This window comes from Runella rosea (genome assembly GCF_003325355.1).
Classification (GTDB): domain Bacteria; phylum Bacteroidota; class Bacteroidia; order Cytophagales; family Spirosomataceae; genus Runella; species Runella rosea.
On record NZ_CP030850.1, the window covers coordinates 3599712 to 3620392 of the forward strand.

Consider the following 20681-nt stretch of genomic DNA (forward strand, 5'->3'; position numbering starts at 1 on the left):
CATGCGACTACGGCTATTACTTCTTTTGATATGTATAGGTTGGGGCTGTCAAACGCCCACTGAAAAGAAAACCTATACCATTGGTTTTTCGCAATGCACAGGCGGCGATGAGTGGCGGCGGGTCATGCTCAACGACATGAAACGCGAACTGGCCCTTTATCCTCATTTTCAGTTACTGTACAAAGACGCCGCCAACAGCACGGCTACCCAATTAGCCCAAATAAAGGAATTGGTACGGCAAGACATTGACTTACTTATAATTTCGCCCAACGAAACATCGCCCGTTTTAACGGCTGCCATTGATGAAGTTTTCCAAAAAGGCATCCCCGTGGTATTGCTCGACCGCAAAATCACCTCCGACTCTTATAATTCCTTCATCGGGGCCGACAACCTTGAAATAGGGCGTATGGTGGGTGAGGCAATTCCTACGCTCCTGAAAAATGGCGGCAAAGTGGTTGAGATATGGGGACTGGCGAGTTCGTCGCCCGCGCAGGAACGCCACAAGGGCCTGATGGAAGGTATTTCTAAAACGACCAATATTCAAATTAGCGGCCAATTGTACGGACAATGGGAACAAGATACCGCCCGAAAAGTAGCATTGGCAAATCTTGAGATACTTCGTGAAGCTGATTTGGTTTTTGCGCACAACGACGTCATGGCGCTGAGTGTTCAACGCGTGTGTCAAGAAGCGGGCGTCAGTCCGTTGCCGCTTTTTGTGGGTATCGATGGGCTTCCTGGCCCCAAAAGCGGTTTACAAAGAATCATGGATGGTACTCTTACGGCCACGTTTTTGTATCCTACTGGCGGAGAGGAAGCCATCGAAGTCGCCGCCCAAATCTTGGCTGGAAAAGCCGCCAAACGCGAATATCTATTGAATTCCATTCGGATTGACCGCAGTAATATCAAAGCCATCAAAGCCCAGAGTGACAAGCTGTTACACCAACAACAAGACATCGAAAAACTCAACCAACGAATCGGGCAACTGAACGATACCTACGCCAGTCAAAAGAATGCGCTGTATGTCATCATTACGTGTCTGGTGTTGGCGGTATTGCTGGGAATTTGGGCGCTGTATTTGGTGAGAGCCAAGCAGTTGTCCAACAAAAAATTGGAACTCCAGAATCGACAAATCAACGAGCAAAAAGATAAAATTGAGGAGGTTTCCAATAAAGCCCGTCAAGCGACGGAAGAGAAACTTCGCTTTTATTCGTACATCTCTCACGAGTTTCGCACCCCGCTAAGTTTGATTCTTACGCCCGTTGAAGACTTGCTGATTCAAAAAGCTATTTCACAAAAAGACCTCAAATCGGGTTTGTTATACATCCAAAAAAACGCCCATCGGTTGCTGCGACTGGTAGACCAAATGCTCGACCTCCGCAAAACTGACGCTGGCAAACAGCTTCTTTTGGCATCTGAACAGGACATTGTGCAATTCCTCAGAGACATCGTGACGGATTTTCAGCAGAAAGCTCACAAATCCAAAATTGATTTACAATTTATCTCTTCTACTACGCTACTTCCCCTTTGGTTTGACGCCGAAAAGCTGGACAAAGTGCTATTCAATCTGCTTTCCAACGCCTTCAAATACACGCCAAAGGGCGGTTTTATCCACGTAGTATTGCAGGAAACTGCCGAAAACGTGCAAATTATTATCAAAGACAACGGCGAAGGAATGTCGGAAACCGAAAGAGAGCGCGCTTTTGATTTGTATTTCAGCGGACAAAAAAAGTACAGCCTCGGCACAGGACTCGGCTTGGCTTTGTCGCGGGAGTTTGTGCATTTACACCACGGCGAAATTGAAGTCGCTTCCACTAAAAACGAAGGGACGACGTTTGCCATTTCGTTACCCAAAGGAGACAGCCATTTGATGCCCGATGAAAAGGCGCTTTTGGACAAAACCGAGCGCCCAACGCCTACCTTTTTTGAAGAAACCGAAATGGCAACAACCACGTCAGCACCAGACGTTTCTGGCGATTCAACCTCCGTTGTATTGATTGAAGACAACATTGATTTGAGTCATTACATTGTGGACAAACTTGCTAAAATCGTATCTATCAAGTCATTTACCACCGCAGAACGCGGCTGGGAAGGGATTTTGTCCTTGATTCCAGACCTGATTATTTGCGACGTAATGTTGCCCGGAATGGATGGATTTGAGTTGACCCAACGCGTCAAAGAAGACTTCCGAACGTCGCACATTCCTGTTTTGCTGCTCACCGCCAAGAGCCAAATCGATGCAAAAATCGAAGGCTCAAAAGCAGGTGCCGACGTATATTTGACCAAGCCCTTCAACACCACGCACCTGACCGAAACCATCAAAACCATGCTCAACAACCGCGCCAAGATTCAGCGGCGGTTTAGTTCAGAATACGTATTTGCCAACGAAAACAAAACCGAAAAACGTTTTCTCAACGAACTCACAGCGCGCATTGAAGCGCACATTGCCGATACAGAATTTGGGGTCGAAAAATTAAGCACCGACATGGGCATGTCGCGGGTGCAGTTGTACCGCAAAGTACACGCGCTGTTGCAGATGAACGTCAACGATTATATTACCGAAATCCGAATCAACAAAGCCAAAGCGCTCCTGCGCGATACCAACAAGAGCATTGCCGACGTAGCCTACGAAACAGGCTTCAACTCCGCCGCCTATTTTACCACACTCTTCCGCCAAAAACAGCACCAAACCCCTTCTGAATTCAGAAAAGGCGTTGGGGTTTGAGAACCCCAAGCGTCGGTTATGAGTAACCGACCCCACGGTCGTGAAGGCCTCTGGGCCGTTGTTGGTGTTTTTTCACCAACAACCTCCTCTTACCACGTCCATTAGGGTGTGGAAGCAAAAAATACAGTTACACCCAAGGACTTCAACCCTGATACTGACCTCCCAACCCATGTACGATTTTTGAAAACAGACGTAACATTTTTGAAAGAAAATTACCAACCAATGCTTTTAAACACCTGAAATACAACACATTAATCATTGTACGAAATTTATAACTATTTGAAAGAATACCAAAATCCAATGCGCTGACGACCTGCTACTTTTGACTCATTCCTTTAAATCTTTTACACGATGAGTCGTCAGAACAGCATTTTCTTTTGGTCCATTACTGCCGCGTTGGGCGGCTTTCTATTCGGGTTTGATACGGCCGTTATTTCGGGTGTAGAACAAACCCTCCAAAGGCTTTGGTCGCTCACTCCTTTCCAACACGGCCTGACCGTTTCTATCGCCTTAATCGGAACCGTGGTGGGGTCGTTTTTTGGCGGTATTCCCGCCGACCGCCTCGGGCGCAAAAAGACGTTGTTCTGGATTGCCGTTTCGTATTTACTCTCGGCGCTTGGCACGGCCTTGGCCCACGATTGGAGTTTGTTTTTGGTGTTCCGTTTTTTAGGTGGTTTGGGCGTGGGCGCTTCGTCAGTGGCGGCACCGATGTACATCACCGAAATTTCTCCCGCCCGTTCGCGCGGCAAAATGGTGGCGCTGTTTCAATTCAATGTCGTTTTCGGAATTCTGATTGCCTACATTTCCAATTATTTTCTACAAGATATTCCGCAGGAAGCATGGCGTTGGATGTTGGGCGTGCAGGCCTTTCCGGCGTTGTTATTTATCATTACGGTACTCAACATTCCTGAAAGTCCTCGTTGGTTGGTCTTAAAGAAAGGCAAAACCGCCGAGGCGTTGTCCATTCTTCAAATCATTGACCCCGAAACTGCCGTTCAAACACTTGAGCGCATTTCCAACAGTCAAGCCGATACCACTCAACGCAAACCCCAACTTTTTTCGGGCAAGTATAAAACACCTGTGATGCTGGCGGTGCTGTTTGCGCTTTTCAACCAGCTTTCGGGCATCAATGCCATCATCTACTACGCCCCCCGCATTTTTGAAATGACTGGTTTGGGCAAAGATTCGGCCTTGCTTTCTTCGGCTGGCATTGGGTTGACCAACTTGGTTTTCACGCTATTGGCCCTGAATGTCATTGACCGTTTCGGTCGTCGTAAGCTGATGTTGGTGGGTTCAATAGGTTTGATTGTGACACTGGGTTTGGTAGCACGTGCCTTCTATTTAGAAGATTTCGGCATGACCGTTCCTGTGTTACTTTTTGTCTACATCGCCTTTTTTGCTTTCTCTCAGGGAGCGGTGATTTGGGTGTTTATTTCAGAAATCTTCCCCAACGAAGTACGGGCCAACGGGCAAGCCCTGGGGAGTTTTACCCACTGGATTATGGCGGCCGTCGTAGCCTTCAGCTTCCCGTCTATTGCGGCCTATTTGGGCGGCGGCAATACGTTTCTGTTCTTCTCTGGCATGATGCTACTACAACTGCTTTTTGTCTGGAAAATCATGCCCGAAACCAAAGGCTCTTCGCTCGAAAAAATCGAACCTACCGTTTTTGCTCACTAAGACTTTAATCCTTCTACCAATATGAAAACCAACATCATTTGTTTTGGAGAAATGCTTTGGGATGTGCTACCAACTGGAAAACAGCCCGGTGGAGCGCCGATGAACGTAGCCGTTCACCTCAAAAATTTAGGCCACAACCCTCAGATGATCAGCCGCATCGGACATGACGAACTCGGCAAAGAACTCCTTGATTTCATCCAAGAAAAAGGACTAGCTACCGACTTGATTCAACAGGGTGAAACACACCTGACGGGCGTGGTCAAAGCCAACGTCAGCGACAAAAACGAAGTTACCTACAAGATCGTGCAACCCGTGGCTTGGGATTATATCCAGTGCGATGATGCCCTCGAAACCGCCGTTGCCAATGCCGATGTGTTTATCTACGGTAGCTTGGCCGCTCGCAGTGCGGCGTCGGCCGATACGCTTTCTAGATTGCTCAAAAAAGCGCGTTTTAAGGTATTTGACGTCAATCTACGCGCTCCACATTACGACCAAAACACCCTTGAACAACTTCTGCACGCTGCCGATATGGTCAAGATGAACGCCAATGAGCTAGACATGCTGGCAGCGTGGTATACACCCAATACCGATGAACAAACGGCCATCATCACTTTAGCCGAAACCTTTGATATTCAAACCATTTGCGTAACCAAAGGCGAGCACGGAGCTGTGCTGTGGACGGGTGAAAAATTCTACCAAAGTGCTGGTTTTCAGGTGGAAGTCCAAGACACCATCGGCAGTGGTGATTCGTTTTTGGCCGCGTTGCTCACCTGTCTGTTAGAAGGTCAGTCGCCTGCCGACAGTGTACAGTTTGCCTGCGCCATGGGCTCGTTGGTTGCTACTTATCGCGGCGCTACGCCTTTTGTTACCGCTTCAGAAATTCATTCTTTTCTCACCCCCCAAATACAATAACAATCTACTATGAACACTAAAATTCTCTACTTAACCAAGATGAAGCATTATCTTCCGGTCATCGCAGCGTGGCTCCTTTCGCTGCAAACCGTCTTGGCACAACGCGTCGTTACGGGCAGCGTTATGGGCGACGACAACAACGAGCCACTCGTAGGTGCCAGCATTCTAGTCGCCGGTACTACCATCGGAACTACTGCCAACGGCGAAGGTAAATTCTCAATTTCAGTACCCGACAACGCCACCACGCTGAAAGTTTCGTTCATCGGTTACACCACCAAAGAGGTTTCAATCACTGGAATCAACACCGTAAACGTCAGCCTCACTCCCGGCGGCGCCCTCGGAGAAGTGGTGGTGGTGGGCTACACTACGCAGCGAAAAGAAGACTTGACCGGCTCGGTAGCGGTGGTTGAATTGGCCCCTATCAAAAACAACAGCTCAGGCAATCCCATGCAGTCTTTGCAAGGACGGGTGCCGGGCTTGTACATCGAAAGAGACGGCTCTCCCAACGGTTCCAACAGCCGAATCCTGATTCGCGGGGCCAATACCCTGGGAAACAACGACCCACTTTACGTCATTGACGGAATTCCGACCACACGCCCCGAAGTGTTCCAAAACATGAATCCGGCCAACATCGAATCTATTCAGGTGTTGAAAGATGCCTCAGCCGAATCCATCTACGGAGCGCGCGCTTCCAACGGGGTAATTATCGTGACCACCAAAAACGGCGGCAACACCAACGGCAAAATCGAATTTCAGTTTAACAGCAGTGTATCGGCACAATCGGAAAAATCAATGCGCTTCAAAATGCTGAACGCCGTTGACAGAGGACGGGCTTTGTGGCAGGCATCGGTCAATGACGGCCAAGACCCAGCGGCAGGTTATGGTGAGATTTACGATTTTAACTGGAACAAAAACTTTAGTAATCCCGTATTGACAGGCGTGACGGTGAAGCCTTTCGTGGGCGGCGACCCCAATACACCCGCCGGTGACACTGATTGGCAGGACGTGATGTACAAAACAGGTATCGTCACCAGAAATGATTTTACGGCTTCATACGGCACCAAAACCTCCTCACTTGAAGTAAACTTAGGCCACCTCAAGAATACAGGGATGCTGCGGTTTACCAACTACGACCGCTTGAGCGGCAGCATCAATGCCCTCACCCGCGCCTTTGATGATAAAGTACGGTTTGGTATTAACTTACGCGTCGCCAATTCCAACGAAACCCTCACGGCTACCGATTTGGGCGGCGCTACCACTACTTCATTGGCCGTTACATTGGTCCCGACCATTCCTGTTTTCCAAAAAGATGGGGTTACTTATGCAGGAGCATCGGGAGCAGGCTATTCTGATAGAAATAACCCCCTGCACATGCAGGACATTGCCAAGTGGAACAACGCCAATCGTTTGAGCACCTTCGGGAATATTTTTGTGGAGATTCAACCCATCAAAAACCTGTTTTTCAAATCAAATTTAGGGGCAGATGATGCGCGTTTCTTGAATAAAGTAATCACGCCAACCTTTTCGGAAGGAGCTTTTAACCGAACCACCAACAGCTTATTCTTCGACCAAAATCATTTTTTGAGCACCACTTGGTCCAACACGCTACGGTACAATTGGGACCTGAACGACAAAAATCACTTTAAGTTTTTGGTCGGAACTGAATACATCAAAACGGATTTGAACTTACAAACCACCAAAAAAGAAGGCTTTGCCCTGCAAACCGAAGATTATTTTACACTGAACGCCGGGACGGGAAACACCACCGTGACGGGCGGCTCTACCGGCCACCGTTTGCTCTCACAGTTTGCGCGGGTTGATTATAATTTTTCGGATAAATACTTAGTGGCGGTCACTATCCGTCGTGACGGTTCGTCTCGTTTCGGTACCGACAACCGCTATGGTATTTTCCCAGCAGCTTCGTTGGGCTGGAGAATCGACCAAGAAGAGTTCATGAAAAACAACAGCCTATTTTCAGAACTGAAAGTAAGAATCGGCGCAGGACGCGTGGGAAATCAGCAAATTGGCGACTTGGCTCGTTTTGGATTGTTTGATACCCGCTACGGCACTACACAGGCACAGCTTGTGGGTGGTTTTTGGGAGCAGTACATGAACATCGGCACTGCCTATGCTTTATCAGGCGCTAATACAGGCACCTTGCCTTCTGGCTTCGTTCAAACCCAAGCCGCCAATTCGGCACTGAAATGGGAAACCACCGACGAAATCAACGTCGGAACAGATTTTGCCATTCTGAACAATCGCATCTTTGGTTCATTTGATTATTTTACCCGCAAAACCTCGGGCATTTTGATTACCCCTCCCGTTGCATCTGCGCTGGGCGAAGGGCAATCAAAAGCCGTAAACGGTGCTTCAAAATCAAACAAAGGATGGGAATTTGTGTTGGGCTATCGCGGCATGACCCAGCGGGATTTGAAGTACAATGTTGTGGCAAACTTCACCCACTTCCGGGATAGAATCACCGAACTACCCGAAAATGTCCGCCCCGCCTATGCAGGAAACCTCGTCAATACCATCATCGGGCACTCTCAATTTGACATTTTCGGTTACAAAACCAATGGACTTTTCCAATCGCAAGCAGAAGTAGACGCCGCTCCCGTGCAGGTAGGTGCTGGACCAGGCCGAATTCGCTACGTAGATATTAACAACGACAACAGAATCGACGATTTAGACAGAACATGGATTGGTACTACCCTGCCCGCTTTGGAGTACGGGTTGCGGGTTGATTTGACCTACAAAAAGTTTGATGTGTCTATCTTTGGTTCAGGCGTAGCTGGCCGCAAAGGTTTCGATGTTTATACGCTGTTCAATAATTTAATGAAAGGACGTGAGAACGTAGGCCCCGGCGTATTTGATGCTTGGACACCCCAAAATACCAACACCAATGTTCCCGCTTTGACCCTGAAAGATAACAATGGCGAAGGACGCACTTCTGACTACTTCATCGTCAATACGTCCTACTTCAAAATGCGTAACATTCAATTGGGATACAGCATTAACGCCAAAGGGGTCTTTACTCGACTACGCGTATATGCAATGGCCGAAAACCTGTTTTGGTTTAAGAGCAAGAATTATTTAAGCCCAGACCCTGAGCGCATTGACCTTGGCCCCGTTCCTATTCCAAAAACGTTCACTTTCGGTGTTAACGCGTCATTTTAATGAATCCTAATTAAAGCAAACATGAAAAAGAAACTATTCTCCACTATATTGATTTCGGGAATACTGGCGTTCAGTTCCTGCGAAAATGCCCTTGATTACACTCCTACGGGCGTATTATCATCCTCTGACCTAACGTCTCCTACGGCCATTGACGGTTTGGTCACGTCTGCCTACGCCGCCATCGGCAACGGCGATATGATTGGGCCTATTTATAGCAATTGGGTGTACGGTAGCGTACGTTCTGACGACACCTACAAGGGCGGTGGCGGCACAGGCGACGTGGGTGAAATTGATGCCCTTGAACATTACAATCTAGTGACGCCCACCATGGGCGCTTTTGTAACCCGCACGTGGCAAAACCTGTTTAAGTCCATTTCCAGATGCAACGTGGCCCTGCGCGCCGTCAATACCCTGACGGAAGCCAATTTTCCCAACAAAAAAATACGGTTGGCAGAATTGCGTTTTTTGCGAGCGCATAGCTATTTCACCATGAAATTATTGTACAAAAACATCCCGATTTTTGACGAGACTGCCACCGAAGCCGACATCTTAAAGGTATCTAATACATTGATCAATGAAGAATCATGGAATAAAATTGCCGCTGATTTCCAGTTTGCCATTGACAACTTACCCACTTCACAGGCAGAATTGGGAAGAGCCAATAAACTATCGGCGCAGGCGTATTTGGCCAAATTGAGATTGTATCAAGCCTACGAGCAGGACAATAACCACAAAGTGACCAACATCAACAAAAGCCGCTTGCAGGAAGTAGTGACGCTTACACAGGCTGTGATTTCTTCTGGAAAATACAGTTTGAGCAAAGACATTGCCGACAATTTTATTCCCGAAACCGAAAACGGTCCCGAATCTATTTTCGCCATCCAGTTCACCGTCAACGACGGCACCACTGCCGGACGTATGAGTTACGAAGATGGGTTGAATTACCCGCACGGTGCTCCTCAATACGGCTGTTGCGGATTCCACGCCGGAAGCCAAAATTTGGTCAATGCCCACACAACAGATGCCAACGGCTTGCCCAATTTTGATACATTCAACAACAAACCCGCCGATTTGTCTACCCAAACCGTTGACCCACGCCTCGACCATACCGTAGGCATTGAAGGGCACGTGTACAAATACGACAACACTAAGTTGTTCAGCAACAGTTGGGTACGCGACCCGGGCGTGTATGGCAATTTTCATACCATGCGCTTTCAACAATTGGCCACGAGCGGGTCGTATTTCAAACTCGGTCCATTTATGGGAACCGCTAAAAACTACGATATCCTTCGCTACGACGATGTATTGTTGATGCAGGCCGAGGCTTATATCCAGTTGGGCCAGCCCGCCAACGCGTTGCCGCTGATCAATCAAATCAGAGAAAGAGCCGCCGCTAGTACTGGCCGCCTCAAAAAAATCGACGGAACCTTTGCTTCAAAGTACAACGTAAAACCCTATTCTGCCACGGGTTGGACGCAGGATTTTGCTTTCAAAGCCCTGCAATGGGAGCGCCGTTTGGAGTTTGCAACCGAAGGTTCTCGCTTCTTTGACTTGGTTCGTTGGGGCATTGCTGAACCCACGCTCAATGCCTACATCGCCAAAGAAAAAGTGAGCAGAACGTACTTGGCAACGGCGAAATTTACCGCTGGACGCGACGAATATTTACCCATTCCACAGGCTGAAATTACGTTTACCAACGGACTTTATAAGCAGAATCCAGGGTATTAAAAGACAAATACTGATAGATTAGAAACACATGAAGGAAATGGTAGTGGTTATATCTTACTGCTACCATTCTTATTGTAAAAAGGTACATTTGGAAACTTTTTAATGACACATACAAATGAAAAAAATAGCGCCTTGTTTGTTTTTTCTCCTTTTCTCAGTGGCTTGTTTTGCACAAAACAAGCCCCACGATTATCGTCCGAAGTACCACTATACCGCGCCAAAAAATTGGGTGAATGACCCTAATGGAATGGTATATCTTGACGGCGAATACCATTTGTTTTACCAATACAACCCTTTCGGGAATGTATGGGGGCACATGAGCTGGGGCCACGCTGTGAGCAAAGACCTCAAAAACTGGGAAACGCTCCCCGTGGCCCTGCCTGAGTTTGACAACGCCGACGGAACCCAAACCATGATTTTTTCGGGTTGTGCCGTCATCGACAGCATGAATACCTCTGGCTTCTTTGAAAAAGGCTTTACCAAAGGAATGGTGGCGATTTTTACGTCGCACATTGAAGGCAAAGCCCAGCACCAGAGTATCGCGTACAGCGCCGATAAAGGCAGAACCTGGAAGCGTTACGACAAAAACCCCGTGTTGGACTTAGGCATGAAAGACTTCCGCGACCCCAACGTGATTTGGTATCCCGAAAAACAGGTTTGGATTATGACTGTCGTAAAACCATTGGAATACATCGCCCAATTTTATGAATCCAAAGACCTGAAAAAGTGGACGTTACTGAGTGAATTCGGCAAGCAGGGAGACATGACCAAAATCTGGGAATGCCCCTCCCTGACCAAAGTGCCCGTGGAAGGTTCCACAGAAACCAAGTGGGTATTGATGATTTCGAGCGGGCACCGTCAAAAGGACTATCTGGCCATGCAGTATTTTGTGGGTGATTTTGACGGAAAAACCTTCACGCCCCAAAAACAGAATGAAATCTTATATGTGGACGAAGGCAAAGATTTTTACGCAGCTATTCCCTTCAATAATTTGCCAAAATCGCACGCCAAACCCATTATGATTGGTTGGATAAACGATTGGGAATACGCCCGTGAAATCCCCACTGGTGACACATGGCGGGGAGGGTTTTCAGTGGCTCGGGAGTTTTCACTGAAAAAAACAACCGATGGACTCCGACTCGTTCAGCAGCCCATTATTCAACTTAAAAATGCACAAAAAGCCGCATTCAGTGTAAAAAACAAGGTTGTTGACGGCACGTATGAAGTGCCGTTCAAAGGCGAAGTATTTGATTTAACACTGGAAATTCAGCCGCAAGAGGCCAAGGTGGTTACGCTCAATGTCTTCCAAAGCCAAGGCGAAGCTACAGCCATTCGCTACGATGCCAACACGCAGGAATTATCCCTCGACCGAACTCGTTCGGGACAGGTAAATTTTCACCCGCGCTTTTCGAGTGTGGAGCGCGTGAAAGTGCCATTGAAAGATGGAAAGCTTAAAATCAGGCTATTAGCCGACAAGTCAATCCTTGAATTATTTGCACAGGACGGCGAGCACGCCCTGACCGAATGGATTTTCCCTACAAAAAACGAAGGCGGAATCACGTTGACTTCGGAAGGTGGAAAGGCGAAGATAACGACCCTTTCGGTTCATACTGTTCGTTAAATTAAACGTCGGCGAGGTTTGAACCAGGGCGCGCAGCCCTCGCCGACGTTAGCAACTGTTTTCTTAGCCTTTTGTGCGGTACAATGTACCGTTTTCAATGACGTAGAGTGTGTTATCCATGGCAATAATGCGCGTTACTGCGCTCAGGAGGCCTTTTTCGCCTACTTGCTCATAGTTTCCGTTTTTATCCGTTCTGAAAAGCGTTCCGTCAGCTTCTACACTCCACAAAAAGCCACGGTCGGCTACCATCGCGATGGTATTCTCCCAATCGCCCACCTTGCCTACCTGCTGCCAGCGCAGGGTTTTCATGTTGCTTTTATAAAGTGTACCTTTTTCGACCGTCCACAGATGTCCGTCCATGGCTTCGAGCATTTCGGCATCAGTAAACTCCCCATCGTTGCCGATTTGTCGCCAAGTACCGTCTTTGGAAGTTTCATAAAGCGTTCCACTGGTTTCAATGCTATAAAGTTTGCCATTCAGCCCCACCATTCCTTGGGTATCTTTCCAATCGCCCGTTTTACCCACCTGACGCCAAACTGCCTTTGAGGGAATCGTCTGATAAAGAGAGCCATCTTCAATGGTCCAAATTTCGTTGTCCAACGACACCAACAGGTCAGCATTATCAAATAATCCTTTGTCGCCAAGCTGTCGATAATTTCCCTGTTTATCGGTCTGAAACAGCGTCCCGTCCTTTTCAATACTGTATAAGTAGCCACCCATGCCTACAACACCAATGGTATTTGCCCAATCTCCTTTTTTCCCTACCTGTTCCCAGCGTTGGGCATTCAGAAGCAAGGGGGATAAAAGTGCAGTACACACGAAAGCTGCGAGTAATAATTTTTTCATTTTCATTCAAAGTGTTTTTTAAGTGTTCAGCTCAAAAGTACTACAAATCGGTATAATTTATTACCTCTTAAGATTTACTATTTTAGCCCATAAAGCGGGTATTTTGGTCCAAATTCTAGCTTATAAATCAATAACATTCAAAAAAATAAAAATATTTTCCTATTTATGTAAGGAGTTCTGACCCTCCAACTTGTCTTAGTAGTAGATTACGGAAAGGTATATAAATCCTTCAGCAATATTACTCTCAGGCACAAACGATGGAGCAGGCGTACAACGAACCTTACGAAGAGCGAAACCCAAAACCCTTGGGTACTCCTTCCATTCCGCTTAACCCAGCCCACCCACCTCTCAAAACCGCTTTTGAGTTGGATGATGAGTTGTTTATCCGCAAAACGCTGGAAACCAATCTGCGGCTTGGGGTGGAGTTGCTGTACAAACGCTATTACCAACCAATGTGTACGCACGCGGTGAAGTTTGTCGGCTCACGCGAAATTGCCGAGGACTTGGTTTCTGAGATTTTCTTTCAGTTTTATACCAATAAGACTTTTCTGGAAATCGATTCTTCGTACCGTCTGTATTTGTTTCGGACGGTGCGAAATCGTGCGTATAACCATCTTCGTTGGGATTTGAGCCGCAAAGCCGACATCGGCGAAGCTGCCCAAAAATCTATCCTCGACGAGCAGCAACCCGACCAAATCAGTCAGTTTGAGGAATTATACCACGACGTCGAAGAGGCCGTCAACAAGCTACCTCTCGAACGGCGGCGGATTTACCTCATGCAAAAATTTGAAGGTAAAAAGTACCGCGAAATCGCCGACGAACTCAATCTATCCGTCAAGACTGTCGATGTACAGCTCACCCGCGCCAACCAGTATATTCGAAATCTTTTGAAAGACAAGTGGTTGCTGTCACTGTTCGCCTTCCTTACGGGGCTTTTTCACTGATTTTTCACGTAGAACTTCTCGCTAGTAAGGAACCAAAAAAACGATTCTTGTCGGGTCACAAAAGAAAGCATCAATGAACGCAGAAATCAACAAAGAATTCATATTCAGCTATTTGTCAGGAAAAACATCCGCTTTACAAAAACAAATGGTTGATGAGTGGGTCAAACAACCCGCCAATGAAGAGCTGTTTTATAAGTGGTTGGTCGAATACGAATATCAACGTCCGCAATATTTGACGAACTTGCCCGAAGCCATTGAGCGGTTTCATGCCTACGCCGACCAATTTGACCAAAATCCGTCCCTTGTTTTTCCTACGGAAGAAACCCCGCTTCCTACCCAGCGATATTTCGGGCTGTGGATGCTGGCGGCCTGTCTGATTGGAGGGGTGTTGGTGGGAAGTTGGGTGTTCAGAAATAATATCATGTATCAAACCCACACCACGGCGTTTGGTGAAACCAAATCACTAGAGCTCAGCGATCAGACCAAAGTGACGCTCAACGCAAATTCGTCCCTGCGTGTACCGCGTTTTGGTTTTGGGACCCAAACCCGCGAAGTATTATTGACGGGAGAAGCCAATTTTGACGTAACACATACACCTGACCATCAGAAATTTATCGTCAAAACTAACAAAGGGTTTGAAGTTGTGGTGCTGGGTACGGTGTTTACCGTGTATTCGCGTCAGCAAACCGCTAAAGTGGTACTCAACAAGGGCAAAGTGCAGTTGCGCTACCGCGAAGGCCAAACCCAAAAGCAGGTCATTATGAAACCCGGCGACTTGGTGACGCTCGACCAACGCAATCACCTTCAACAGGAGGTAACCCCACAACCCGAAAAATACGCTGCTTGGAAAGACCATCGCTTTGTATTTGATGATACCACGCTGGAGGAGTTTGCCAAAATAATGGATGAAAACTACGGGATTCAGGTCATTATCAAAGATGAAACCCTTTCAAAACGCACCCTCGTCGGTTCTTTTCGCGCCGAAAACGCGGACGAATTACTCGGTATTGTCTCCGAAATTTTCAATATCAAAATTGTAAAAACGGGTAACACCGTGATTCTAACTGATAACCAATAGCCGCTAAACCGTTCTCTACTATGAAAAAAAGCCTACAAAAATCCTGTGGGATGGGTGTCATGCTCCTAGCCTTGTCGCTGAGTGGGCATCCTATTTGGGCGCAAACCTACGCCCGTGCCTATGAGCTGCCTCAAAAATCAGAGGCCGCCGCGCCCACCATGCTGAAGTTGAGGGAGGTACTCAAAGACCTCAAAAGTCGCTATCAAGTCGATATTTTGTTTGAGGGTGGCCTGGTAGAAGGCATTACCGTTTCTTCTGATGTCGTCAATTTGAACGCAAATCTGGAACAAAATCTGGACCGTATTTTACGTACATCAGGCCTGAGTTATAAGAAAGTCAAAAACGGTTCCTACGTTATTTTGGAAACCAAAAAATCTCCTAAAACGGCGGAAGCTGACGCCCGATTTCAGGAGAGTGTCAGTCCCGAACAACCCGCCGAAAAACCCATAACGAGCGAAATACCGCAAGTAAAGAGTGTGGAAAAGGCGGAGGTAATGGCACAAACCGTCAAAGGAAAAGTCACCGATGAAAAAGGCGCAGGGCTGCCCGGCGTGAGCGTGTTGATTAAAGGCACACAACGAGGCACTACCACCAATGCAGAGGGCGCTTTTCAGTTGGAAGTACCCGAAACTTCTTCCATCTTAGTTTTCAGCTACGTAGGCTATGAAAGTAAAGAAATCGCCGTTGGCAATCAGACCAACATCACCGTTTCATTGGCCCCCGAAAGCAAGTCTTTGGGCGAAGTCGTCGTGACGGCCTTAGGAATTAAAAAACAGGCCAAAAGTATCGGTTACGCCACCGCCACGGTAGGTACGGAAGAAATGACCGTGAACCGCACCGCCAATTTTATGAATGCCTTGCAGGGAAAAATGGCGGGGGTAAACATCACGTCGTTGGGCTCTGGTCCGGCAGGAACGAGTAAAATCCGTATTCGCGGGCAATCTTCGTTTGGCGGCAACAACTCTCCCCTGATCGTGGTCAATGGCGTGCCGATTGACAACACCAACAACGGTGCCCGGGGCGACGTTTCCGAAAAAGGAAGCAACCGGACCTCCGACGGTGGCGACGGATTGAGCAGCATCAACCCCGACGACATCGAGACCATGACGGTCTTGAAAGGTGCAGCCGCGTCAGCCCTTTACGGGTCGCGGGCCAAAGACGGTGTTATCATGATTACCACCAAAACACGCGGTACAGGTTCGGGGATTTCGCTGAGCTACAATTCTAATTTTACTTCCGAAACTCCGTTAGATTACACTGATTATCAATACGAATACGGACAAGGCGAAAACGGCGTTCGCCCCACGGCTCCCTTCCCAACCTCTGGGCAATGGAGTTTTGGTGAGAAGTTTCAGCCCGGTATGACCCATATTCTTTTTGACAACATCACCGTACCCTACGAGCCGCAACGGAATCAAATCTCAAAGTTTTATCAAAAAGGTTATACTTGGACCAACACCCTCACGCTGTCTTCGGGCAACGAAAACGGGGGCTTCAGTCTTTCGGTTTCCAACTTAGACAACCGTACCATTTTGCGCAACTCTGGCTACGACCGCCGAACCATCAATTTGGGCTTTACGCAAACGCTGAAAAAACTGACCGTTTCGGGCAACGTTAACTACTCCAATGAGTACCGCAAAAATCCGCCAAACATTGCCGAGCAGGATTACAGCCCAGTGATTATCTTCAACATGGCCAATTCGATGCCATTGGATTTATTGGAAAAATACGCCTCTGATGCCAACGGAAACGAGACCGTGTGGTCGCGCTTTACCAACCGAACCAACCCTTATTTTGCCCTCAAACGTTTTGATAATATCCGCAACGACCGCGTATTCGGCAACCTGACAGCCCGCTATAACTTCACCAATTGGCTGTTTTTGCAGGGGCGGGTCGGTCAGGATTACTATTCTCGCGAACAGGATTATAACTTGCCCACTGGCACCCAACGCCAACCCGCCGCTCCCGCCGGATTTGTGAACGGCCAATACGTCCAAGACGCCCGCAACGTGCGCGAACTCAACGCTGACTTCTTGTTGGGAGCCAATAAAACTTTTGGTACAGTGGGGGTAAACGTAAACGTGGGTGGCAACCAAATGTACCGTCGCATCAGCCGCCACAACGTATTTGTGCAGGATTTTTACACCCGCGACCTGTACACCATTGGCAACAGCCGCCAACGCGACGCTACCTATGAGTTCTCAGAACGTCAGGTAAATTCATTGTATGCGTCGGCGGAAGTTTCGTTCAAAGACTATTTATTCTTAAACGGAACCGTCAGAAACGACTGGTTTTCAACTTTATCGCCCGCCAATCGCAGTATTTTGTATCCTTCCGTTACGGCAAGTTTTGTGTTTTCGCAGGCATTTGCTACCTCTTTACCCTCTTGGATTAATTTCGGAAAAATTCGGGCTGCCTACGCTGAAGTGGGAAGCGACACTGACGTATCGCCGTATGCCAACAACCTTTTTTACGGCATCAATCCCCAACAGTTTCCGTCGCCAAGCGGTGTAGCTCAACCTTTGGGAAGCATCAGCGGGTCCACTGTTCCGAATGCCAATCTACGCCCAATGCGGGTTTCTGAGAAAGAGTTTGGATTGGAGTTGAAGCTGTTTAACAACCTGATTGGATTGGATTTTACGTACTATGACAAATTATCTTCTGACCAAATCCTTCGCGCTCAAACCTCCAACGCGGGCGGCTACCTCAATCAATTAATCAACGTTGGCCAAAGCCGTAATCAAGGTTTGGAAATGTTGGTTAATCTAAACCCCATCAGACGTCAAGATTTCAGTTGGAACTTCATTTTTAACGCGGCTTACAATAAAACAAAAGTGCTCGATTTGGGCAGTGGCGTGAGCGACAACATGATTACCGTCGGCACGGGTGACTTTACGGGCGAACTGCGCCAAGTAGTAGGCCAGCCCATGGGTCAATTGTTTGGATTTGGCTACCTCCGCGACGCCCAAGGCCGTCAGGTATTTGATGCTGGCAACGGCCGTCCGTTGCGTACGCCAACCCAGATTGCGTTTGGCAGTGCGTTGCCGCTGTGGGTGGGCGGATTCACCAATAGCCTCACCTACAGAGGTGTAAGCCTTTCATTCTTGATTGATTTTAAATTGGGCCATAAGATGATTTCGGGCACCAACCACAACGCGTGGCGGCACGGATTGCACAAAGCGACGTTGGTGGGAAGGGCCGAAAACTTCGTCATCGGCGACGGTGTCAACCCCAACGGAGAGGTAAACAAAACCAAGTCAGGTGTGCAGGCTTATTATGAAACGGTACGTTCTCAAAACATCGCCGAAGAGTTTGTGTACAACGCAGGCCTGTGGCAATTGCGCCAAATCACCATTGGTTACGATTTTACCAAGTTTCTCCCCAGAGCCATTCCGTTTATCAAAGGACTTCGGCTCAATGCCGTCGCCAACAACGTGGCCGTACTCAAAAAATGGGTTCCCAATATCCACCCCGAACAATTCGGTTTTCCTTCCGATAACCTGATTGGACTAGAAGCCACAGGATTGCCCGTTACGCGCAGTATCGGATTTAATCTGAATGTTAAATTTTAAGATTCAAATCACCAAAAGAGAATCAAGATGAAAAAAATACGTATTTATCTCCCAATAATCGCCTGTTGCTTTCTGGCTTCCTGCGATAAAGGATTTGACGAAATGAACGTCAACCCTATTGCCTTAACCGCCGTTGACCCTGGCTATCAGCTCAACACTGCCATCGTCAACACTGCGCCAGGCTACGGCAATTTGAGTTACGAAACCACCATCGTCAAGCAAATGATTACGCCTTTCAGCGGTCAGGGTTCGGCGGCAAACTTCAATCAGGACAATCGAGGCGTAGCCTCTGGCAACTGGAATACCTACTATCAGACCAATATCAAGGAACTGACCGATGTGGTAGCCAAAACCAAAGACCTCCCTGCGCGTTCCAATCTTTACAACATGGCCCGCATCTGGAAAGCCTATTCCTTCATGCTATTGACCGATACCTACGGCGACATTCCCTATACACAGGCAGGGAAAAACTATCTGGAAGGTATTGCCACTCCCGTTTATGACACGCAGGAGTCAATCTATACCGATATTTTGAGTGAGTTAGATGCTGCTTCGGCTGGCTTGGATGCCTCCAAAGCAAAAGTAGCCAGTGATGTGTTGTACGACGGCGATGTGACCAAATGGAAACGCCTAGGCTATTCGCTGTTGCTGCGCGCGGCCATGCGCCTTTCTAAAGTTAACCCGACCAAAGCCGCTGAATACGTAGCCAAAGCCGTGGCGGGTGGGGTCATGCAAGCCAATGCCGACAATGCCATCATTCGTCATAACGCCAATTTTACCAACCCTGTGGGTTCGCAGCTCAACGGTGGCCAATCAGCCTTCTTTTATCTGGCCGAAGATTTTGTTACTTTTTTAAGCAAAAACAATGACCCCCGTTTGGCCTCTATTGCCGTTCGGTACGTGGGTGCTACCAGCGGAGCACAACAGGTAGAATCCCGGGCTAATCGCACCCCAGGGGTTCAAATCGGGGCACCATTGGGCTACGACAACACCACCATCAGCGCGGCTGTAACGGTCAACAAATTGGCAAGCCTGTGGGATTATAGCCAACTCGACCGTACCCGCATGGCGGGTTTGGCCGCTCCAAGTTTTCTGGTTACTTACGCCCAAACGCAACTTTTACTGGCCGAAGCCGCTTTTCGGAAATGGACCACGGGCGACCCCGCCGTCTTGTACGCCAACGGTATTCGGGCCCACATGCAACAATTTGCAAGTTATGGCACCAGCACCGCCATCGCCGATGCCGCCATCACGGCTTACGTCCAAGCCAATCCGCTCGCAGTCGGTAAGGAATTGGAGCAAATTAACACCCAATACTGGGTCGCTTCTTTTCTGATTGGTCCCGAAACTTGGGCTAATTTCCGTCGCAGTGGTTACCCAGTTTTGACGCCAAACCCTTATCCCGGTAGCGACCTCAAGACCGAGCCGTTTATTCGCCGCCTCACATACACCGACGCCGAGCTGAACGTAAATAAAACCAATGTAGAACAGGCCATTAGCCGTCAGGGGCCTAATCTTTTAGATACCAGAATATGGTGGGACAAGAAGTAAACAAACTTGTTTTCATCCTTTTTTATACATGAAAAATTTAAAAAAACGACTCCAACAAGGAGAAACCCTCAACGGGTGTTGGTTAAATCTTGGAAGCCCACTCACGGCCGAAATCGTAGGACTCTCAGGGTTCGATTGGGTCTTGATTGACTTGGAACACGGTGCTGGTACGGAAAAGGATGTATTAGCGCAGTTACAGGCGCTGGAAAGCACGCCCACCGTCGCCTTTGTGCGCGTCGAAAGCAGTGATTCTGCCCGTATTTCACGGGTGTTGGATATGGGTGCGGCGGGCGTCATGTGTCCCAAAGTAAACAATGCTATCGAGGCAAAAAAGGTAATCAACGGCCTGCATTATCCTCCGTTCGGCAACCGGGGCGTGGCCAAAATGGTCCGAGCAACGGGTTTTGGGCAACATTTCCAGACGTATTACGACGCCTCGAAAGAAAGCCTTTTAGGTATTATCCAAATCGAAACCGTGGAAGCCCTGAACCATTTGGACGAAATCGCCGCGTTGGAAGGGGTCGATGTGCTTTTCATCGGGCCAGCAGACCTTTCGATGGAACTTGGGATTTTCGGTCAGTTCGACAATCTGATTTTCATCGACGCCCTCCAAAAAATCATCCTTGCCGCCCAAAAAGCGGGCAAATCAACGGGTATTCTATTTTTCAATCCCGACGATTACCAAAAATACCACGACATGGGCATCCGTTTCATTGCCTGCGGCGCCGATGCCACCTTTGTGGCCGACGGCGCCCGGGCCATGGCTAAAAAATTGGCGGCTGCCCGGGCAACGTATACCTAGTACCGAAGCTTTCCGACGATTATCCACCAACCAACCTACGTTCCTAAACCT

Annotated in this window: 12 protein-coding genes; 11 read left to right on the plus strand and 1 reads right to left on the minus strand. The window is 48.1% G+C overall.

What is annotated here, in order from left to right; translation table 11 throughout:
- Position 1 precedes the first annotated feature (1 nt).
- The 6 genes from DR864_RS15035 (at position 2) to DR864_RS15060 (ending at position 11837) form a co-directional block, all read left to right on the plus strand.
- Complete coding sequence (locus tag DR864_RS15035) at positions 2-2722, plus strand: substrate-binding domain-containing protein (protein ID WP_114067749.1); 2721 nt, start codon at positions 2-4, stop codon at positions 2720-2722.
- A 351-nt stretch (positions 2723-3073) separates the two neighbouring features.
- On the plus strand, positions 3074-4399 hold the full coding sequence (locus tag DR864_RS15040; protein ID WP_114067750.1) for a sugar porter family MFS transporter: 1326 nt from the start codon (positions 3074-3076) through the stop codon (positions 4397-4399).
- Between the two features lie 21 nt (positions 4400-4420).
- Entirely contained in the window at positions 4421-5311 is an 891-nt protein-coding gene (locus DR864_RS15045) for a carbohydrate kinase family protein (RefSeq protein WP_114067751.1), read from the plus strand.
- Between the two features lie 9 nt (positions 5312-5320).
- Positions 5321-8488, plus strand: a complete 3168-nt coding sequence (locus tag DR864_RS15050; RefSeq protein WP_114067752.1) for a SusC/RagA family TonB-linked outer membrane protein — start codon at positions 5321-5323, stop codon at positions 8486-8488.
- Positions 8489-8509: 21 nt separating this feature from the next.
- Entirely contained in the window at positions 8510-10216 is a 1707-nt protein-coding gene (locus tag DR864_RS15055) for a RagB/SusD family nutrient uptake outer membrane protein (RefSeq protein ID WP_114067753.1), read from the plus strand.
- Between the two features lie 115 nt (positions 10217-10331).
- On the plus strand, positions 10332-11837 hold the full coding sequence (locus tag DR864_RS15060; protein ID WP_114067754.1) for a glycoside hydrolase family 32 protein: 1506 nt from the start codon (positions 10332-10334) through the stop codon (positions 11835-11837).
- 63 nt (positions 11838-11900) lie between these two features.
- On the opposite strand, the gene DR864_RS15065 is transcribed toward DR864_RS15060, so the two are convergent.
- Positions 11901-12683: a DUF6242 domain-containing protein gene (locus DR864_RS15065; protein ID WP_205319110.1), complete on the minus strand. Its 783-nt coding sequence runs from the start codon at positions 12681-12683 to the stop codon at positions 11901-11903.
- A gap of 257 nt (positions 12684-12940) precedes the next feature.
- Between DR864_RS15065 and DR864_RS15070 the strand changes: the two genes are divergently transcribed.
- The 5 genes from DR864_RS15070 (at position 12941) to DR864_RS15090 (ending at position 20630) form a co-directional block, all read left to right on the plus strand.
- A complete protein-coding gene (locus DR864_RS15070) occupies positions 12941-13627 on the plus strand; it encodes an RNA polymerase sigma-70 factor (RefSeq protein ID WP_114067756.1) in 687 nt (228 codons plus the stop codon).
- A gap of 73 nt (positions 13628-13700) precedes the next feature.
- The gene (locus DR864_RS15075) at positions 13701-14705 is read left to right on the plus strand and encodes a FecR family protein (RefSeq protein ID WP_114067757.1); all 1005 of its coding nucleotides are present in this window, start codon (positions 13701-13703) and stop codon (positions 14703-14705) included.
- A 20-nt stretch (positions 14706-14725) separates the two neighbouring features.
- On the plus strand, positions 14726-18277 hold the full coding sequence (locus DR864_RS15080) for a SusC/RagA family TonB-linked outer membrane protein (RefSeq protein WP_374755785.1): 3552 nt from the start codon (positions 14726-14728) through the stop codon (positions 18275-18277).
- 27 nt (positions 18278-18304) lie between these two features.
- Positions 18305-19828 carry a SusD/RagB family nutrient-binding outer membrane lipoprotein gene (locus tag DR864_RS15085; protein WP_114067758.1) on the plus strand — a complete coding sequence of 508 codons (1524 nt, stop codon included), beginning with the start codon at positions 18305-18307 and terminating at the stop codon, positions 19826-19828.
- A gap of 28 nt (positions 19829-19856) precedes the next feature.
- Positions 19857-20630, plus strand: coding sequence for an HpcH/HpaI aldolase family protein (locus tag DR864_RS15090; protein WP_114067759.1), 774 nt, complete (start codon positions 19857-19859; stop codon positions 20628-20630).
- Positions 20631-20681: the final 51 nt, after the last annotated feature.

Coding starts and splice junctions, on each gene's coding strand:
- DR864_RS15035 (WP_114067749.1), top strand. CDS start 2: ATGCGACTACGGCTATTACTTCTTTTGATATGTATAGGTTGGGGCTGT.
- DR864_RS15040 (WP_114067750.1), top strand. CDS start 3,074: ATGAGTCGTCAGAACAGCATTTTCTTTTGGTCCATTACTGCCGCGTTG.
- DR864_RS15045 (WP_114067751.1), top strand. CDS start 4,421: ATGAAAACCAACATCATTTGTTTTGGAGAAATGCTTTGGGATGTGCTA.
- DR864_RS15050 (WP_114067752.1), top strand. CDS start 5,321: ATGAACACTAAAATTCTCTACTTAACCAAGATGAAGCATTATCTTCCG.
- DR864_RS15055 (WP_114067753.1), top strand. CDS start 8,510: ATGAAAAAGAAACTATTCTCCACTATATTGATTTCGGGAATACTGGCG.
- DR864_RS15060 (WP_114067754.1), top strand. CDS start 10,332: ATGAAAAAAATAGCGCCTTGTTTGTTTTTTCTCCTTTTCTCAGTGGCT.
- DR864_RS15065 (WP_205319110.1), bottom strand. CDS start 12,683: ATGAAAAAATTATTACTCGCAGCTTTCGTGTGTACTGCACTTTTATCC.
- DR864_RS15070 (WP_114067756.1), top strand. CDS start 12,941: ATGGAGCAGGCGTACAACGAACCTTACGAAGAGCGAAACCCAAAACCC.
- DR864_RS15075 (WP_114067757.1), top strand. CDS start 13,701: ATGAACGCAGAAATCAACAAAGAATTCATATTCAGCTATTTGTCAGGA.
- DR864_RS15080 (WP_374755785.1), top strand. CDS start 14,726: ATGAAAAAAAGCCTACAAAAATCCTGTGGGATGGGTGTCATGCTCCTA.
- DR864_RS15085 (WP_114067758.1), top strand. CDS start 18,305: ATGAAAAAAATACGTATTTATCTCCCAATAATCGCCTGTTGCTTTCTG.
- DR864_RS15090 (WP_114067759.1), top strand. CDS start 19,857: ATGAAAAATTTAAAAAAACGACTCCAACAAGGAGAAACCCTCAACGGG.